The 14,576-nt window shown below is 58.1% G+C and carries 18 protein-coding genes and 1 tRNA gene; 14 read left to right on the top strand and 5 right to left on the bottom strand.

What is annotated here, in order from left to right:
* From ihfA to BM321_RS08090, 5 genes are all read left to right on the top strand, one after another.
* A complete protein-coding gene (ihfA, locus tag BM321_RS08110) occupies window positions 1-303 on the top strand; it encodes an integration host factor subunit alpha (RefSeq protein ID WP_002553164.1) in 303 nt (100 codons plus the stop codon).
* Window positions 284-640, top strand: coding sequence for a MerR family transcriptional regulator (locus BM321_RS08105; RefSeq protein ID WP_003179985.1), 357 nt, complete (start codon window positions 284-286; stop codon window positions 638-640). Before ihfA ends, BM321_RS08105 begins: the two co-directional genes overlap by 20 nt.
* A 90-nt stretch (window positions 641-730) precedes the next feature.
* Window positions 731-807, top strand: a tRNA-Pro gene (locus BM321_RS08100).
* A 145-nt stretch (window positions 808-952) separates the two neighbouring features.
* Window positions 953-2,122 carry an AAA family ATPase gene (locus BM321_RS08095; RefSeq protein WP_092442145.1) on the top strand — a complete coding sequence of 390 codons (1,170 nt, stop codon included), beginning with the start codon at window positions 953-955 and terminating at the stop codon, window positions 2,120-2,122.
* Complete coding sequence (locus BM321_RS08090) at window positions 2,119-2,760, top strand: DUF4276 family protein (protein WP_092442144.1); 642 nt, start codon at window positions 2,119-2,121, stop codon at window positions 2,758-2,760. The genes BM321_RS08095 and BM321_RS08090 overlap by 4 nt, the downstream gene beginning before the upstream one ends.
* Window positions 2,761-3,001: 241 nt before the next feature.
* On the opposite strand, the gene BM321_RS08085 is transcribed toward BM321_RS08090, so the two are convergent.
* Window positions 3,002-3,853, bottom strand: coding sequence for a LysR family transcriptional regulator (locus tag BM321_RS08085; RefSeq protein WP_092442177.1), 852 nt, complete (start codon window positions 3,851-3,853; stop codon window positions 3,002-3,004).
* A gap of 349 nt (window positions 3,854-4,202) precedes the next feature.
* Between BM321_RS08085 and BM321_RS08080 the strand changes: the two genes are divergently transcribed.
* Entirely contained in the window at window positions 4,203-5,678 is a 1,476-nt protein-coding gene (locus tag BM321_RS08080) for an MFS transporter (protein ID WP_092442143.1), read from the top strand.
* Window positions 5,679-5,742: 64 nt separating this feature from the next.
* Window positions 5,743-6,501, top strand: a complete 759-nt coding sequence (locus BM321_RS08075; RefSeq protein WP_092442142.1) for an SDR family NAD(P)-dependent oxidoreductase — start codon at window positions 5,743-5,745, stop codon at window positions 6,499-6,501.
* 20 nt (window positions 6,502-6,521) lie between these two features.
* On the opposite strand, the gene BM321_RS08070 is transcribed toward BM321_RS08075, so the two are convergent.
* Both BM321_RS08070 and BM321_RS08065 read right to left on the bottom strand, forming a co-directional pair.
* Entirely contained in the window at window positions 6,522-7,916 is a 1,395-nt protein-coding gene (locus BM321_RS08070) for a heavy metal sensor histidine kinase (RefSeq protein ID WP_092442141.1), read from the bottom strand.
* Complete coding sequence (locus tag BM321_RS08065; protein ID WP_092442140.1) at window positions 7,889-8,584, bottom strand: heavy metal response regulator transcription factor; 696 nt, start codon at window positions 8,582-8,584, stop codon at window positions 7,889-7,891. The genes BM321_RS08070 and BM321_RS08065 overlap by 28 nt, the downstream gene beginning before the upstream one ends.
* A 218-nt stretch (window positions 8,585-8,802) precedes the next feature.
* Between BM321_RS08065 and BM321_RS08060 the strand changes: the two genes are divergently transcribed.
* From BM321_RS08060 to BM321_RS08050, 3 genes are all read left to right on the top strand, one after another.
* Entirely contained in the window at window positions 8,803-9,414 is a 612-nt protein-coding gene (locus BM321_RS08060; RefSeq protein WP_092442139.1) for a hypothetical protein, read from the top strand.
* Window positions 9,415-9,486: 72 nt separating this feature from the next.
* Window positions 9,487-10,110 carry a cytochrome b/b6 domain-containing protein gene (locus tag BM321_RS08055; RefSeq protein ID WP_092442138.1) on the top strand — a complete coding sequence of 208 codons (624 nt, stop codon included), beginning with the start codon at window positions 9,487-9,489 and terminating at the stop codon, window positions 10,108-10,110.
* Complete coding sequence (locus BM321_RS08050; RefSeq protein ID WP_092442137.1) at window positions 10,103-10,873, top strand: molybdopterin-dependent oxidoreductase; 771 nt, start codon at window positions 10,103-10,105, stop codon at window positions 10,871-10,873. Before BM321_RS08055 ends, BM321_RS08050 begins: the two co-directional genes overlap by 8 nt.
* Window positions 10,874-10,938: 65 nt before the next feature.
* Here BM321_RS08050 and BM321_RS08045 read toward each other — a convergent pair whose 3' ends face one another.
* Window positions 10,939-11,301 (bottom strand): winged helix-turn-helix transcriptional regulator, encoded by a 363-nt coding sequence (locus BM321_RS08045; protein ID WP_092327449.1) that lies wholly within the window; start codon window positions 11,299-11,301, stop codon window positions 10,939-10,941.
* 112 nt (window positions 11,302-11,413) lie between these two features.
* Between BM321_RS08045 and BM321_RS08040 the strand changes: the two genes are divergently transcribed.
* Window positions 11,414-12,148 (top strand): SDR family NAD(P)-dependent oxidoreductase, encoded by a 735-nt coding sequence (locus BM321_RS08040; protein ID WP_092442136.1) that lies wholly within the window; start codon window positions 11,414-11,416, stop codon window positions 12,146-12,148.
* 73 nt (window positions 12,149-12,221) lie between these two features.
* Window positions 12,222-12,821: an NADPH-dependent F420 reductase gene (locus BM321_RS08035; protein WP_092442135.1), complete on the top strand. Its 600-nt coding sequence runs from the start codon at window positions 12,222-12,224 to the stop codon at window positions 12,819-12,821.
* Window positions 12,822-12,870: 49 nt separating this feature from the next.
* Here BM321_RS08035 and BM321_RS08030 read toward each other — a convergent pair whose 3' ends face one another.
* Window positions 12,871-13,323 carry a winged helix-turn-helix transcriptional regulator gene (locus tag BM321_RS08030; RefSeq protein WP_092327453.1) on the bottom strand — a complete coding sequence of 151 codons (453 nt, stop codon included), beginning with the start codon at window positions 13,321-13,323 and terminating at the stop codon, window positions 12,871-12,873.
* Between the two features lie 160 nt (window positions 13,324-13,483).
* Here BM321_RS08030 and BM321_RS30800 point away from each other — a divergent pair, with 160 nt between their 5' ends.
* Both BM321_RS30800 and BM321_RS08020 read left to right on the top strand, forming a co-directional pair.
* Window positions 13,484-13,720 (top strand): hypothetical protein, encoded by a 237-nt coding sequence (locus tag BM321_RS30800; protein WP_092442176.1) that lies wholly within the window; start codon window positions 13,484-13,486, stop codon window positions 13,718-13,720.
* A 106-nt stretch (window positions 13,721-13,826) separates the two neighbouring features.
* The gene (locus BM321_RS08020) at window positions 13,827-14,447 is read left to right on the top strand and encodes an NADPH-dependent F420 reductase (RefSeq protein ID WP_092442134.1); all 621 of its coding nucleotides are present in this window, start codon (window positions 13,827-13,829) and stop codon (window positions 14,445-14,447) included.
* The last annotated feature ends 129 nt before the right edge of the window (window positions 14,448-14,576 follow it).

Below are 14,576 nucleotides of genomic sequence, written 5' to 3'. Positions count from 1 at the left end.
ATGGGGGCTCTGACGAAAGCTGAGATGGCGGAACGTCTGTATGAGGAGTTGGGCCTGAATAAACGGGAGGCCAAAGAATTGGTCGAACTGTTTTTCGAAGAAATCAGGCACGCTCTGGAAGACAACGAACAGGTCAAGTTGTCCGGTTTCGGCAATTTCGACCTTCGGGACAAACGCCAGCGGCCTGGCCGCAATCCGAAAACGGGAGAAGAAATCCCGATCACGGCTCGCCGTGTGGTCACCTTTCGTCCAGGGCAGAAGTTGAAGGCCCGAGTTGAGGCTTATGCTGGAACCAAGTCATAACGACGAACTACCCGTCATCCCGGGCAAACGCTACTTCACCATTGGTGAAGTCAGTGAGCTGTGTGCGGTAAAACCGCACGTGCTGCGCTATTGGGAGCAGGAGTTTCCTCAACTCAACCCGGTCAAGCGCCGCGGAAACCGCCGGTATTATCAGCGACAAGACGTGCTGATGATCCGGCAGATCCGCGCGCTGCTGTATGATCAGGGGTTCACCATCGGCGGCGCACGCCTGCGTCTCTCCGGTGATGAGGCCAAGGACGATACAACCCAGTACAAACAAATGATCCGCCAGATGATCGCCGAGCTTGAAGATGTGCTGGTGGTGCTCAAGAAATAAAATTTCTGCTTTAAATACTTCCAGTTTTCAAAAGCTTGCGATATATTCCTGAGCGTTCCGTTGAGAAGCGGAACAAGATTCACGCCTAGTCGGGGCGTAGCGCAGTCCGGTAGCGCACTAGCATGGGGTGCTAGGGGTCGAGTGTTCGAATCACTCCGTCCCGACCATATTTTCATTGATCTGGCCCAGCTTTAGCAGTTGGGCTTTTTCATGCCCGCAGAAAACCTGTTTTGTGTAGGTATCCTCAAATGCTCCCTCTATGATGGGCTGCGAAGCGGAAGACTAATCAGGTTTAACCAAGGAGCAGATGTGATGCTGATCCAGTCTATTCAACTGACGAACTTTCTGAGCTTTGGCGCCTCATCAACCGCCATTCCCTTGGGGGCGTTGAATGTCATTATCGGGCCGAACGGATCGGGTAAGTCCAACCTGCTGGAGTCCATCGAGCTGCTGCGTAGTGCGCCGGAGCAATTGCTGAAGCCCATACGCGAGGGTGGTGGGGTTCGTGACTGGCTGTGGAAAGGCGCAAAAGGTACACCAATTGCTTCATTGGATGTCCTGCTTGCCCATCCCAAGGGAGCGCAAAACCTGCGTTATCACTTGGCTTTTACCGAGGTAGGCCAGCGTTTCGAAATCGCGGATGAGCGGATCGAAAATGAGAAGCCGGATGGTCCGAAGCATCCTCAACCGTACTTTTTTTACCATTTCAACAAAGGCAGACCGGTTCTTAACCTGAAGGGCGGGGGAACTCGTTCCCTGCAGCAGGAAGATATCGATCTGGAAAAGTCCATTTTGTCTCAGCGGCGTGACCCGGATCAGTACCCGGAAGTTACCTATTTGGGGCAGACGCTAGGCAAGATTCAGCTCTATAGAGAGTGGAGTTTTGGTCGTTACACGGCCCCCCGGCTGCCGCAAAAGGTAGATTTGCCCAACGACGTGTTGGAGCCAGATTCCAGCAACCTGGGGCTGGTGCTCAACCGGCTGCGCCGTGATCCTGCTGTCAAGCAGCGCTTGCTGAAGGCCTTGCAGGCGCTTTACAGCGGCATTGATGACTACGACGTGCAAATTGAGGGTGGCACGGTGCAGGTATTTTTCCACGAGGGTGGATTTACAGTACCGGCGACCCGGTTGTCTGACGGTACTTTGCGTTATCTGTGCCTACTGGCCGTGCTGTGTCATCCCAACCCACCGCCGCTGATTTGCATCGAAGAGCCCGAACTGGGGCTACATCCGGATATCTTGCCGACCTTGGCAGAGTTGCTGAAAGAAGCTGCTACACGTACCCAACTTATCGTGACTACGCATTCCGATGTGCTGGTAGATGCGATGAGCGATCAGCCGGAATCTGTTCTAGTGGCGGAAAAAACGGAAGCCGGTACGACCCTGACGCGGCTGGATGCCGAAAAACTGAAACCCTGGCTTGAGAAGTACAGGCTTGGGCAGTTGTGGACGCGGGGTGAGATTGGAGGAACGCGCTGGTGAAACTCTACGTAGAGGGGGGTGGAGACGCTGCATCGTTGAAAACGGCCTGTAGAGAAGGGTTTTCGAAATTTCTTGATAAAGCTGGTTTCAAGGGGCGCATGCCCAGGATAGTAGCGTGTGGTAGTCGTGGCGACGCGTTTGATTCATTTTGTACGGCAATACGCAATCAAGAGCCAGCGATGCTGTTGGTGGATAGCGAAGCGCCATTGCCTGAATTTGTGCAACCTGGCGATGCCCAGCAACCTGATGATCGTGCTCGGTGGCTACCGTGGCAGCATTTGCAGCAACGTCAGGGTGATGGTTGGCAAAAACCAGTGGGTTCGGACGATTGGCAGTGTCACTTGATGGTGCAGTGCATGGAAAGCTGGTTTTTGGCGGATCGTCGGACACTGAAGGAGTTTTTCGGACAGGGTTTTCAAGAGAATCAATTACCAGCACCTGGAAACTCCGTTGAGTATGTGCCCAAGGTGCAGGTCTACGATGCTCTTGCCAAGGCCACACGCGGCTGTAAATCCAAGAGTCAGTATGGCAAGGGAGAACACTCCTTCAAGCTGCTGGGGCTTATCGATCCGAACAAGGTGTGTGAGGCTTCTCCTTGGGCCAAACGATTTATTGAGAGTCTTGAACGGCGTAGGTGATGTATTCGAAAGGCTCAGGCCAATGTTGCTTCACCGCGATAAAAAAAAGCCACTCCTTGGTGGGCATGACCCTGAGAGCCTGGTGGGAGATATTCCAGAAGGGTGTTCGCTTCAAGATGACCTTCGCCATCATCACCCCTGCCCTGTGAAACTCTCATGGCTTCCGCCTAGCCGGTGCAGACCCTGGCTTCACGTCTGGTCTTTACCATGGCGTGTGCCTTGGTTGCACGGCGATTAGACCCTACGTACCAATCATTTCACCCGCGAGATCCGCCAGGGCGCGGAGCCTGTCCATCTGCTTCATGTCGTGGTGATAACCCATCCAGATATCACGTCCTGGTGGTTCACTGCCGACGTCTACCCGTCTCAGGGCGGTCAACTGATCGCCAAGCACGCGTGGCAAGACCGCCATACCCAATCCGCGGCCGCACATCTGCGCCTGAACGGTACGGCTGCTGCTGGTGAACACGGTTTTGGCGCGGGGAAACATCTGCTGGAGCCAAAGCACGTCGGGGTAGTGAGCTTGCGCCGTGTTCATGAGGATCAACCCGAGGTCTTTTCCATCTTCCGAGGGTGAGAAGGGCAAGTGCGCGGCAACGTACAGTCCGTAGCTGAGTGTGGTCAGTCGACGTTGAACGATGTCCGGTTCGGTGAACGGCACGATGCGAAAGGCGATATCCGCATCGCGGCGAGTCAGATCGAACAGGCGATGTCCGGGGATCACCTCTGGAACGATCAGCGGGTACCTTCGCGACATTTCGTCGAGTACAGGGGCGAGCACATAGCAGGCGAACCAGTCCGCCGATGAAATTCGCAACAGTCCTTCAGGTTGATCGCTGTCGCCTGCCAGGTGCCGCTCAATGGAGAGAGCGCTTCGCTCCATTTCCTCAGCCAGCCCCAGAATTTTTTCACCGCTGTCCGTCAACACCAGACCTTGCCCGGTGCGGCGGAAAAAAACCTGCCCGCTGTGCTGCTCAAGGACGTGAAGCCGCCGTCCTACGGTGGGGTGGCTAACGCCCAGTTGCTTCGCGGCAGCGCCCAGCGAGCCGGTGCGGACAATCGCCAGAAAGACGCGCAAGTCGTTCCAGTCCATGGGCTCCCCCCAACAAAAATGAACGGCGAAGATGCCGCAATGGCAGTCCCGTTGCAACCCCATGGCGCAACAGAGCTGGCGGAAGTTGCCGCATATGCCCATTGCTGGAAGCGAGCATTTCAAGTCGGCTTTTGCCCCTGACTGAAGACGCTCCGCACAACGGGTGGCGGCCTTACAAAAATGTACGAGGAATGTGCATCCCTGGCAGTGCCGCCATCGCTCGTTGACTTCGACAATAGACCTCAACGACGGCAACAAACCCTGAGGCTTGCCGTTTCATCTGTCAGGCAGCGCACCTGAGTGAACATGAAGTCAGCCTGCGCTAGTCGTAACTTTCTGGAGTTGCCCAATGACATCCAAACTGGATCGCGGCCCAGCAGCCGAGTCGCGCCGATGGTTTGCTTTCGCTGTTCTTCTCGTCGGCGCCTTTCTTCCGCCGCTGGATTTTTTCATCGTCAATGTGGCGTTGCCGTCCATTCGCAGCGGCCTGGCGATTACACCGGCGCAGGTCGAATGGGTCATTTCAGGCTATGCCGCCACTTACGCCGTCTTCCTGATCACGGGCGGTCGGCTGGGTGACCTGTTTGGCCGCCGCCGAGTGTTCTTCGCGGGCATGGCCGGCTTCGGCGTTGCTTCCTTGATGTGTGGCCTGGCCAACTCGCCGACGGTGTTGATCGGCGGACGTGTGTTGCAAGGTCTGAGCGCTGCGGCGATGGCACCGCAGGGACTGGCGTCCATCCACAGCCTGTTCCCGGAGCATGAACGTTCGCGTGCGTTAGCGGTGTATGGCGCAACGATCGGCTTCGCGGCGGTGGTCGCCCAGGCACTGGGGGGCTGGCTGATATCGATGAATGTCTGGGGCCTGCAATGGCGTGCAGTTTTCTTGATCAATCTGCCCATCGTCATCGCTGTGTTTATGGGCGGGATACGGTTGCTTCCCGATACCCGGAGCCAAGTTCCGGTGCCGCTGGATCGCATTGGCGTGCTGCTGTGTGCGCTGACGGTCGGGCTGCTGGTGGTACCGTTGGTTGAAGGCCGGGAAGCCGGTTGGCCCTGGTGGCTTTGTCTGTTGCTGCTCGGCTCGCCGCTAGCCGCTGCTGTCTTTTGGCGCTACGAGATCGCGCTGGAGCGTCGGGGCGGCACGCCCTTGGTCAGTCCGCAACTCAGTCGAGCACGCGGCTTGGTGGCCGGACTGACGGGTGTACTGTTCTTCTACGTGGTATCGGCATTCTTCCTGACGTTTTCGATTTATCTACAGGACGCGCTGGGTGCAACGCCATTGATCTCGGGGATGATGTTCGTCCCGTTTGGCGCGGGCTTTCTGATCGGCCCTTTGACAACGCCCTTTGCCATCCGCTTGTTCGGCCGTTTTGTACCCGCCATGGGCATGATGCTCGAGGTCCTGGGATGCCTGATCCTGAGCGCGGCGGTCGCAGCCGCGCCGACAGGACAGAGCCCTCGACTGGCGCTAGTGATCCTGGCGGTGGGCTTGCTCGGGTTTGGCCAGGGCTGGGCGCTGCCAACCCTTATTCGAACCGTGATAGATCGCGCACCACCCGGCGGATCGGGAATGATCTCCGGGGTAGTCAATTCGGCCTTGCAGATCAGCGCCGCGCTTGGGGTGGCGGTCCTAGGTGGTGTGTTTTACGCACTGGCCGCTCCCGCGCAAAGCCCTTCCTCCCTTGCCACCGGATTCATTGCCACCCTGCTGGGTATCGCTGCTTGCCTGGTCGTTTCAGCGCTGCTGTCCGTTTATGCCTCGATGCCTTGTTCAACAAAATCGGCTGCTCCTTTCGGCGTTTCGATCAGCCCGAACCGTGACTGACGCCAGCGCCGAGCAGCAGCCAACTGTTCAACTCAGCCTAAATACGTTACTTAGGAGTCAAAACATGACGGGTAAATTTATCAATCAAGTAGCGGTCGTCACGGGCGGCTCGACTGGAATCGGCTTTGCGATTGCCCACGCGCTGTTAGCCGAGGGCGCCAAACGCGTCTATATCACTGGTCGCTCGGCGGCGACGTTGGACGCCGCGGTTACCGCATTGGGCGAGAATGCCGTGGCAGTGGTGTCCGATGTCGCTCAGCAGGCCGATCTGGATTCGCTCAAGGCATTGGTCGAAAGCCGTGATGGCCAACTCGACGCGGTGTTTGCCAATGCCGGTATCTGCGAAAAAAATCCCGTAGGCGAAACGACTGAAGCCGCTTATTACACGATGTTCGATATTAACGTTAAGGGCGTATTTTTCACTGTGCAGACGCTGTTGCCATTGATGAAGGATGGCTCGTCAATCGTGCTGACCGCTTCCATTTGTTCCAGCAACGGGATGGAAGGCCTGAGTCTTTACAATGCGTCAAAGGCGGCGGTGCGTTCATTTGCACGTACTTGGGCCAATGAACTCAAAGGCCGAAAGATTCGCGCGAACGTGCTCAGCCCTGGTTTTACCCGGACGCCGTTGATGGACAACGGACTGAAGATGGATGAGAGCCAGATCGAAGCCCTCAGAAATCATGTAGGACAAATCGTGCCGCTGGGCTACATGGCCCAGCCGGAACAAATAGCGTCGTCCGCACTGTTCCTTGCCTCCGCTGACGCCAGTTATGTCAACGGCGTAGAACTGATGGTCGACGGTGGCCTCTCACAAATCTAAGCGATGTCCGGTTGTGTCACTCAGGCAGTGGGGAATAAAAGCGAAAAACGGATGGTCCCGGGCTTGGGCTGTTCGACACTCACAGTACCACCGTGCAATTGCATGATCGCCATGACGATGGCCAGGCCGAGGCCGTAGGAGTCGGAGCTTTGGTGGCGGGAGGCATCGCCGCGGTAAAACCGGTCGAACAGTTTGCTCAGGGTTTCGTCGCTTAGCACGGGGCCCTGATTCTCCACTTCAATTCGGCATCCGCCGTCGACTGCAACGACGCGCATCAGAATTTCACTGCCTTCGTCGGCGTAGCGAATCGCGTTGGCGACCAGATTGCTCAGCGCTCGGCGCAGCAGCAAAGGGTCCGCGTGCACGGTGCCATCGCCCAGAATCTTGATGGACATCTGCCGCTCTTCGGCCAGACCTTCGAAATAACCCGCGATGCGCTGTGATTCGTCATGCAGCGACAGTGGCTGGCGCTCGACCAGCGATTGCGCTTCGTCGGCGCGAGCGAGGAACAGGATGCTTTCGACGATCCGGGAAATACGCTCCAGTTCCTCAAGGTTCGAGGCGATAAGCGCCTGGTAGTCATCCTCGCTACGGGGCTGGCGCAGGGCGACCTGGCAATGCCCCATCAACGAACCCACCGGCGTGCGTATTTCGTGAGCCAGGTCGGCGGAGAACTGCGTCAGTCGTTGATAACCCTTGGCAAGGCGGTCGAGCATCGCGTTGTAGGCGTCACTCAATTGTTGCAGTTCAACCGGCGTGTCGGCACTGTCCATCCGGCTGTCGAGCCGCTCAGGCGTTATGTTTGCCGCATGGGCGGCCATTTTGCGCAACGGGCGCAGACCGCGTCGTAGCAGCACGTAACCGAGCACCGCCGTGAGCAGAAAGGCCAAGGTCACGGCCAGGTAAATACGTTCGCGAAACGCCGCGAGCATGGCCATTTCCTTGCCCATGATGTGCGCGGCAGTCAGGCGAACTTCGCGCCCGCCCGAGGTGGTTTGTACGGAAGCGGCGCGCAGCGGTGCTCCGGAGTCGGTCACGCCGCTGCGCAGGTCGTTGACGCTCGGTTTCGCCTCTGGGCCGATCACGGGCAGATCGGGCAGCGTGACGTTCAATGGATTGACCAGGATCACCGGCTGCTGCCCGGGCTCCTCGATGATGAAAATATCGTCTTCGCTGTCGAGCATGTTCTTGAAAATCTGCGGGCTGTCACGCAGCTTCTCGATGGCCAGTTCGTAATGCAGCAATTTACGGAAGTGATCCAGACGGCCCATGACCGCGTGATCGCTGTAGATCAGTACCGAGGCTTTCATCGACTGGTACAGATAAAACCCGGCCCCGGCCACGGCGAGCATGGCCACCAGCGAGAACGCCAGGGTCGAGCGCAGGGTCAGGGATGGTTGGCGTCGGGTCCGCATGGCCTCACCTCGCACACATAGCCGATACCGCGAATGGTATGGATCAGTTTGATCGGGTAGGGCTGGTCGACCTTGTTGCGCAGGCGTTTGACGGCCACGTCCACGACGTTGGTATCGCTGTCGAAATTCATGTCCCAGACTTCCGAAGCAATTTGCGCCCGGGACAGGACATCGCCTTCGCGGCGCAGAAACAGATGCAGCAGGGCGAACTCCTTGTTGGTCAACACAATCACTTGCTGCTGGCGCGTGACGCGGCGACGCACCAGGTCCAGCTCCAGGTCGGCGATGTGGAAATGATCGGCTTCGCGCACCACGCCACGGCGCAGGATGGTGCGAATGCGCAACAGCAATTCGGTGAAGGAAAACGGTTTGACCAGATAGTCATCGGCGCCCAGTTCCAAACCGCGAATACGGTCATGCAACTGATCGCGAGCGGTGAGAAACAGCACCGGCACATCTTGCTTGGCGCGCAATAGCTCGATGATTTGAAATCCGTCGATGCCGGGCAACATCACATCCAGCACGATCAGGTCGTAGGACGTTTGCAGCGCCATGTGCAAGCCATCGGCGCCGTGCTGGGTCCAGTCGACGTTGTAGCCGGACTCGCCAAGTCCCTTTTTCAGGTACTCGCCGGTTTTGGTGTCGTCTTCGATCAGCAGGATATGCATCGTCAGGGGGCGCTCGGGTCTCTTGTATAACGGGATTCAACCCGCGGTATCGGTGTTTCAGAATTGCAGTGTAACCAGCTGAGAAGGTTGAGTCGGTTACATTTCTGTCATTCGTAAAGGCGTCGTTGCGAATGACAGAAATGTCATTCGGCGGTCATCGTGAGGTCCCGATCCGAGGGCGAGGATAGCGGCACTTAAACCCGTGAGGAATTGTCGCAATGAAGCTCAAGACTGCTCTGTCCACCACCTTCGGTTTGCTGATGCTCAGTGCCGCTGTCATGGCCACTGCGGCCGATATGCCGGTGATCAAGCCGCTGCGGGGCACCGTCGAAAGTGTCAGCAACAACACGCTGACCTTCACCACCCGTTCCGGCGCACAGCAGACCATAGGCCTGACTGACAAGACCGGTATCAACCGGGTATCAAAGACTGATATCGATTCGATCAAAGCCGACAGCTTCGTTGGCTCTGCGGCCATTCCACAGGCCGACGGTTCGCTGAAGGCGCTGGAAGTCACCGTATTCGAGTCCAGCCTCAAGGGCAGCGGTGAAGGTCACTATGGCTGGCAAAACGCGGATGGCAGCACAGGCACCATGACCAACGGCACCGTGGGCAAATTGTCCAAAACCAATGGCCGCACGCTGACCGTCAATTACAAGGGCGGCGAGAAGCAACTCGTCGTGCCGGAAGATGTACCCATCGCCTACGTAGAACCAGGCAAAGCCAGTGAGTTGGTCAAAGGCGCGAAAATTGTCGTGTTCCCGGCCGAGGGCGGCACAACCGCACGCGGTATTGCCGTCGGTAAGGATGGGTTCCAGCCACCGATGTAATCACCTGAACAGGTTGGAGCGACGTCGTCCGGCATCGCTCCAGCGCACGGATGGTTTCTGAGTGGGAAAAACATGAGTAAAGAATCAATCCATTCCTGGCCCGTCCGCCTCACCCATTGGCTCAACGCCATCGGCATGACCTGCATGTTCATGAGCGGTTGGGCGATTTACAACGCCTCTCCGTTGTTCGCCTTCAAGTTTCCGGTGGCGTTGACGGTGGGCGGATGGCTTGGCGGCTCACTGGCCTGGCACTTTGCGTTTATGTGGCTGCTGTTCATCAACGGCCTTGTCTATGTGCTGTACGGGTTGATCAGCCGCCATTTCAAACGTGATTGGTTGCCGATCAGCCTCCCGGCGCTAAAACATGATTTGACCGATGCACTGCGTTTTCGACTGGTGCACGAGAAGGGCGTTTACAACGCGGTGCAGCGCTTGATGTATTGGATGGTGCTGGCGGCAGGGGTACTGGTCGTCGTCTCGGGGCTGGCGATCTGGAAGCCCATCCAACTGCAAGAACTGGTCGCGCTCCTGGGCGGCTACGACATTGCCCGGTACGTGCATTTCGCGGCGATGGCGGTGATTGGCGCGTTCGTGATTGTGCATCTGACTTTGGTGATGCTGGTGCCGAAAACCTTGCTGCCCATGATCACGGGTGGCGTACGGCCCATTGAAAGCGGAAAAACCGACCATGATTGAACCCGAAAAGCACGCGATTCAGCGCATCAAGCTTGAGCCCGCACAGCAGCTTCAGCTGGAAAATATCCAGCGCCGGAACTTTCTCCGGGGTGGCTTGACCGTCGGTGCGATGGCGATGCTGAGCGGTTGTAACCTGCAGGACGGCGATCAGGTCGATAAGGTGCTGTGGGCGATGTCGCGCTGGAACGACCGGGTTCAGGCCTGGCTGTTCAGCGGGCAGAAACTGGCGCCGACCTTCACCAAGGCGCAAATGACCACGCCATTTCCATTCAATGCATTCTACGGTCAGGACGATATACCTGAGGTGGACCTGTCCGATTATTCGCTGGCCGTCTCCGGACGGGTACGGGACAAGGCGCCGTGGACGCTCGAAGGCTTGCGCAAACTGCCGCAGCGCACTGACATTACGCGTCTGATCTGTGTTGAAGGCTGGAGCGCCATCGGGCAGTGGGGTGGCGTGCCGCTGAAAACCTTCCTGGAACACATTGGGGCCGACACCACGGCTAAATTTGTCGGCTTCAAGTGTGCTGACCGTTATTACTCCAGCCTGGACATGCCGACGGCATTGCATCCGCAAACGCTTCTGGCACTGGATTACGGCGAAGTCGCGTTGCCGCCGGAGTATGGCTATCCACTACGGGTTCGAGTACCGACCAAGCTGGGCTTCAAAAATCCCAAGCATATCGTTGAGATTTTCGTCAGCCATGATAATCCAGGCGGGTATTGGGAAGATCAGGGCTATAACTGGTTCAGCGGGATCTGATGAAGCAAAAAGCGTAAATACTCGAGACTTGCCCCCCAACCAATCAGCGATTTGTCTGCATCCATCTACGCCAACGCGTCGCGCTTGGCGAAGATGCTTGCCATTTGCGCAGCGTTCTCGGTTCCCCAGGTGCACAGGGGAACGATCGCCTCAGCCAGGCTATGGCCCAGGGGGGTCAACGTGTAGTCCACGCGCGGGGGCACTTCCTTGTAATCGGTCCGTGCAAGCACCTGATCGGCTTCCAGATCCTTCAACTGCTGGATCAGGACCTTGTCGCTGACGCCAGGCATCAAACGCTTGAGCTCGCCATAGCGTTTCGGGCCGCCGCGCAGGAAAAACAGGACCAGCGGTTTCCACTTGCCCGAGATGATGCGTAGCGTGGCGTTGAGCCCGCAACCGGTGTCGCAGATTTCAGATGTCGTTGTCATTTTTTGATACTTACCAAAAGGTGCATACTTGTCCTTAGGTTATCAGCGCTGCATCCTCGTCTCAAGCAAGCAATTTCCTGCTTGGTTACAACGCCAACGAAGGATGCACATCATGACCAGACTGAATGGAAAGACCGCCGTGATCACCGGCGGCGCTACCGGTATCGGCCTCGCCGCCGCGAAGCGCTTCATCGAGGAAGGCGCCTTCGTCTTCATCTTCGGCCGCCGCCAGGAAGCGCTCGACGCCGCCATGGCCGACCTCGGGCCCAATGCCCGCGCGGTGAAGGGCTCGGTCTCCGATCTTGCCGACCTCGATCGACTCTACACGGCGGTAAAGGCCGAGCGCGGAACCCTCGACATCGTCTTCGCCAATGCCGGCACGGGAAGCCCGCTTGCGCTCGGCAATATTACCGCCGAGCACATTGACGAAACTTTCGAGACCAACGTGAAGGGCTTGATCTTCACGGTCCAGAAGGCGCTGCCGCTGATGGGGCAGGGCGGTTCGATCATCCTGACCGGATCGAGCGCCGGCACCACGGGCGCCCCGGCATTCAGCGTCTACAGCGCAAGCAAGGCGGCAGTGCGCAACCTCGCCCGGACTTGGGCGCAGGACCTGAAGGGCTCCGGCATTCGGATCAACGTGCTGTCGCCCGGGCCGACGGCGACCGAACTCGCGAAGGCAGCGCTCGGCGAGGAAGGCATGAAGGTTTTTGCCTCGATGAATCCGCTCCAGCGCATGGCCGAGCCGGTGGAGATCGGAGCGGTGGCCGCCTTTCTCGCGTCGCAGGACAGCAGCTTCATGACCGCCAGTGAGGTCGCCGTCGACGGCGGCCTGGCGCAAATCTGATTCGCTACGCCCGGGCGGTGACTCCACTCCATCCTTGGAGCCCGCAGGGCGTGGCAGACCAAAGGAGATTTTTATGAGTTACGCAATCATCGGCTTCGGCAAGCTCGGCCAGGCGCTTGCCAAGGCGTTTGCCCGCAAAGGCATCGAAGTATCCGTTGCAACCACACGCGACCCGGAAAGTTTTGCAGCCGATGCGGCCGCGATAGGCCCCGGGATTATTCCAAAAACACTGGCGCAAGCCATCGAAGCGGACATCGTCTTCTTGGCGGTCCGTTACGAGTCGCACCGGGAAGTCGCAAAGGCGCTGCCGATCTGGAAGGGCAAGACCATCATCGATGTGACCAATGCCTACGGTGTGCCTCCTGAGGAACTGGGAGGACAGCCTTCCTCCAAGGTCGTTGCGCAGGCCTTCGCGGGCGCAAGACTGGTCAAGGGCTTCAACCATTTGGTCGCTGCCGTTCTAGGTCAGGACCCGGCCGTACAGGGAGGCAGGAGAGTCGTGTTCCTGGCGAGCGACGATGACGACGCCGCCACGGAGATTGGTGCGCTTGCGGAAAATCTCGGTTTTTCGCCGGTCAAACTTGGCGGGCTTTCGGAAGGTGGACTGCTGGTGCAGGCGCGCGGCAATAGCTGGGGACAACTGATCTTTAAGGATTTGATCAAGTTCGATTGATTGGACAGGTGGCAATTGCGCGGTAACAGGGCGCATTTTACCGCCTTGTTCACCCCCCACCCTCGGGAAAGATGCACCCGCCATTGCGGACCAGCGCCTTCACTTCCTCGCTCACCCGCATCGGATCTTGACTTAATCGAGCAACAAACTCCTCGCGGCGCCGCACGTACGACTTCGAATCATGCTTCGCGCTCCAGAGCACAATGTTGATCACGATGGGAATGAGGTCCAGACCCTTCTCGGTCAACGTGTAGAAGTCCTTGCGTCTGTCGTCGGGGCTGGGGGCCTTCGAGAGAACGCCTTGTTCCTCCAGGAAGGCAAGTCGGGAAGCAAGGACATTGGTTGCAATTCCCTCTTCCGATTTCAGGAAGTCTCCATAGGTTTTCTTTCCAACAAAAATGATGTCGCGAATGATCAGGAGCGACCACCGGTCGCCGAAAATCTCCACGCCGTAGTTCACCGCGCAATGGGACCGGAAGTCTTCTTTAAGGGTCTTTTTCATGGCGGGATCTTAGCATCGCTTGCGTCGTGCAAGTAAATTTCTGTTGTTCACTTGCTTTTTGCAAGTGATGCGACCAGCATGGATCGTACGTTGAATGAGGTCGACGGAACACGCCGGCAGTCTTTCGAATGCTCAACCCATCTCTGTAAGGGAACTGCACATGAGCACTATCAGCAGCATCGGCTCGGGTGACGTGGCCGCAGCGATCGGCGGCCTCGCCGCCAAGGCCGGACATATTGTCGAGGTGATGAGTCGTGACGCCGCCAAGGCGCGGGCAATGGCCACGCTAGGCCTCCCCGCGTCGAACGCCATCACGCGCCGGGTTCTTGGCTGGGAACCGACCCAGCCCGGACTCTTCGCCGATCTTGATAACGGTCATTACTTCCCGGCCGACTGATGACGGCAAACCGTCGGGTCACTGCGCCCGGCGGGTGGCCAGGCCGCGACGGCGTAACCCGTCCGGAAAATCTGGAAAACACCTGATTTCATAACGGAGACTGAACATGAGCACCATCAGCATCATCGGTTCGGGAGGCATGGCCACGGCAGTGGCTGGCCGTATCGCCAAGGCCGGACACACCGTCGAGGTGACCAGCCGCGATCCCGCCAAGGCGCAGGCGCTTGCCGACAAGCTCGCATCCGCAGCGATCACCGGCACTTACGGCGCCAGTCCGGCGGGCGACATCGTCATTCTCGCCGTGCCATACACCAGTGCGGTGGCGGTGCTGGCCGACTTCGGGAATGCGCTCGACGGTAAGGTGATCATCGATATCACCAACCCGATCGCTCCCGATCTCTCGGGCCTCGTTACCCCCTACGGCAGCTCCGGCGCGCAGGAGATCGCCAAGGGCGCACCGGCCAGCGCGCATGTCGTCAAAGCGTTCAATACCCTCTTCGGCCGAGTACTTGCCAAGGATGAACGCCTCGACGCGTACATCGCGGCTGACGATGTGGACGCCAAGGCACGCGTCTCGACCTTCCTCGAAAGTCTCGGGCTACGTCCGTTGGATGTTGGCGGCCTGCAGATGGCCCAGTCGCTCGAGTGGCTCGGTCTGATGATGATCGGCCTGGCTAAAAACGGCGGCGGCACCTGGGATATCGCCATGAATGTCGATATCGGCTGAATCACCGACACCACGTCCTCACCAGCAGGCCCACAACGTGCCCGATTAGATCGGACACGATCCTGGGTAAAGGATATGGAGAGATTTCGATGAGCACCCAAGAGAATGTCCAGACTGTGAAGTTTTTTT

It is taken from the genome of Pseudomonas sp. NFIX10 (assembly GCF_900111955.1).
Classification (GTDB): Bacteria; Pseudomonadota; Gammaproteobacteria; order Pseudomonadales; family Pseudomonadaceae; genus Aquipseudomonas; species Aquipseudomonas fluorescens_AA.
This window is presented reverse-complemented; position numbering and strand designations above follow the sequence as displayed.

Bases quoted from the DNA above. Each gene is read 5' to 3' on its own strand.
- BM321_RS08070 (WP_092442141.1), bottom strand. From the start codon at position 7,916: ATGCGGACCCGACGCCAACCATCCCTGACCCTGCGCTCGACCCTGGCG.
- BM321_RS08035 (WP_092442135.1), top strand. From the start codon at position 12,222: ATGAGTTACGCAATCATCGGCTTCGGCAAGCTCGGCCAGGCGCTTGCC.
- BM321_RS08075 (WP_092442142.1), top strand. From the start codon at position 5,743: ATGACGGGTAAATTTATCAATCAAGTAGCGGTCGTCACGGGCGGCTCG.
- BM321_RS08050 (WP_092442137.1), top strand. From the start codon at position 10,103: ATGATTGAACCCGAAAAGCACGCGATTCAGCGCATCAAGCTTGAGCCC.
- BM321_RS08040 (WP_092442136.1), top strand. From the start codon at position 11,414: ATGACCAGACTGAATGGAAAGACCGCCGTGATCACCGGCGGCGCTACC.
- BM321_RS08080 (WP_092442143.1), top strand. From the start codon at position 4,203: ATGACATCCAAACTGGATCGCGGCCCAGCAGCCGAGTCGCGCCGATGG.
- BM321_RS30800 (WP_092442176.1), top strand. From the start codon at position 13,484: ATGAGCACTATCAGCAGCATCGGCTCGGGTGACGTGGCCGCAGCGATC.
- ihfA (WP_002553164.1), top strand. From the start codon at position 1: ATGGGGGCTCTGACGAAAGCTGAGATGGCGGAACGTCTGTATGAGGAG.
- BM321_RS08105 (WP_003179985.1), top strand. From the start codon at position 284: ATGCTGGAACCAAGTCATAACGACGAACTACCCGTCATCCCGGGCAAA.
- BM321_RS08085 (WP_092442177.1), bottom strand. From the start codon at position 3,853: ATGGACTGGAACGACTTGCGCGTCTTTCTGGCGATTGTCCGCACCGGC.
- BM321_RS08065 (WP_092442140.1), bottom strand. From the start codon at position 8,584: ATGCATATCCTGCTGATCGAAGACGACACCAAAACCGGCGAGTACCTG.
- BM321_RS08030 (WP_092327453.1), bottom strand. From the start codon at position 13,323: ATGAAAAAGACCCTTAAAGAAGACTTCCGGTCCCATTGCGCGGTGAAC.
- BM321_RS08020 (WP_092442134.1), top strand. From the start codon at position 13,827: ATGAGCACCATCAGCATCATCGGTTCGGGAGGCATGGCCACGGCAGTG.
- BM321_RS08055 (WP_092442138.1), top strand. From the start codon at position 9,487: ATGAGTAAAGAATCAATCCATTCCTGGCCCGTCCGCCTCACCCATTGG.
- BM321_RS08045 (WP_092327449.1), bottom strand. From the start codon at position 11,301: ATGACAACGACATCTGAAATCTGCGACACCGGTTGCGGGCTCAACGCC.
- BM321_RS08060 (WP_092442139.1), top strand. From the start codon at position 8,803: ATGAAGCTCAAGACTGCTCTGTCCACCACCTTCGGTTTGCTGATGCTC.
- BM321_RS08095 (WP_092442145.1), top strand. From the start codon at position 953: ATGCTGATCCAGTCTATTCAACTGACGAACTTTCTGAGCTTTGGCGCC.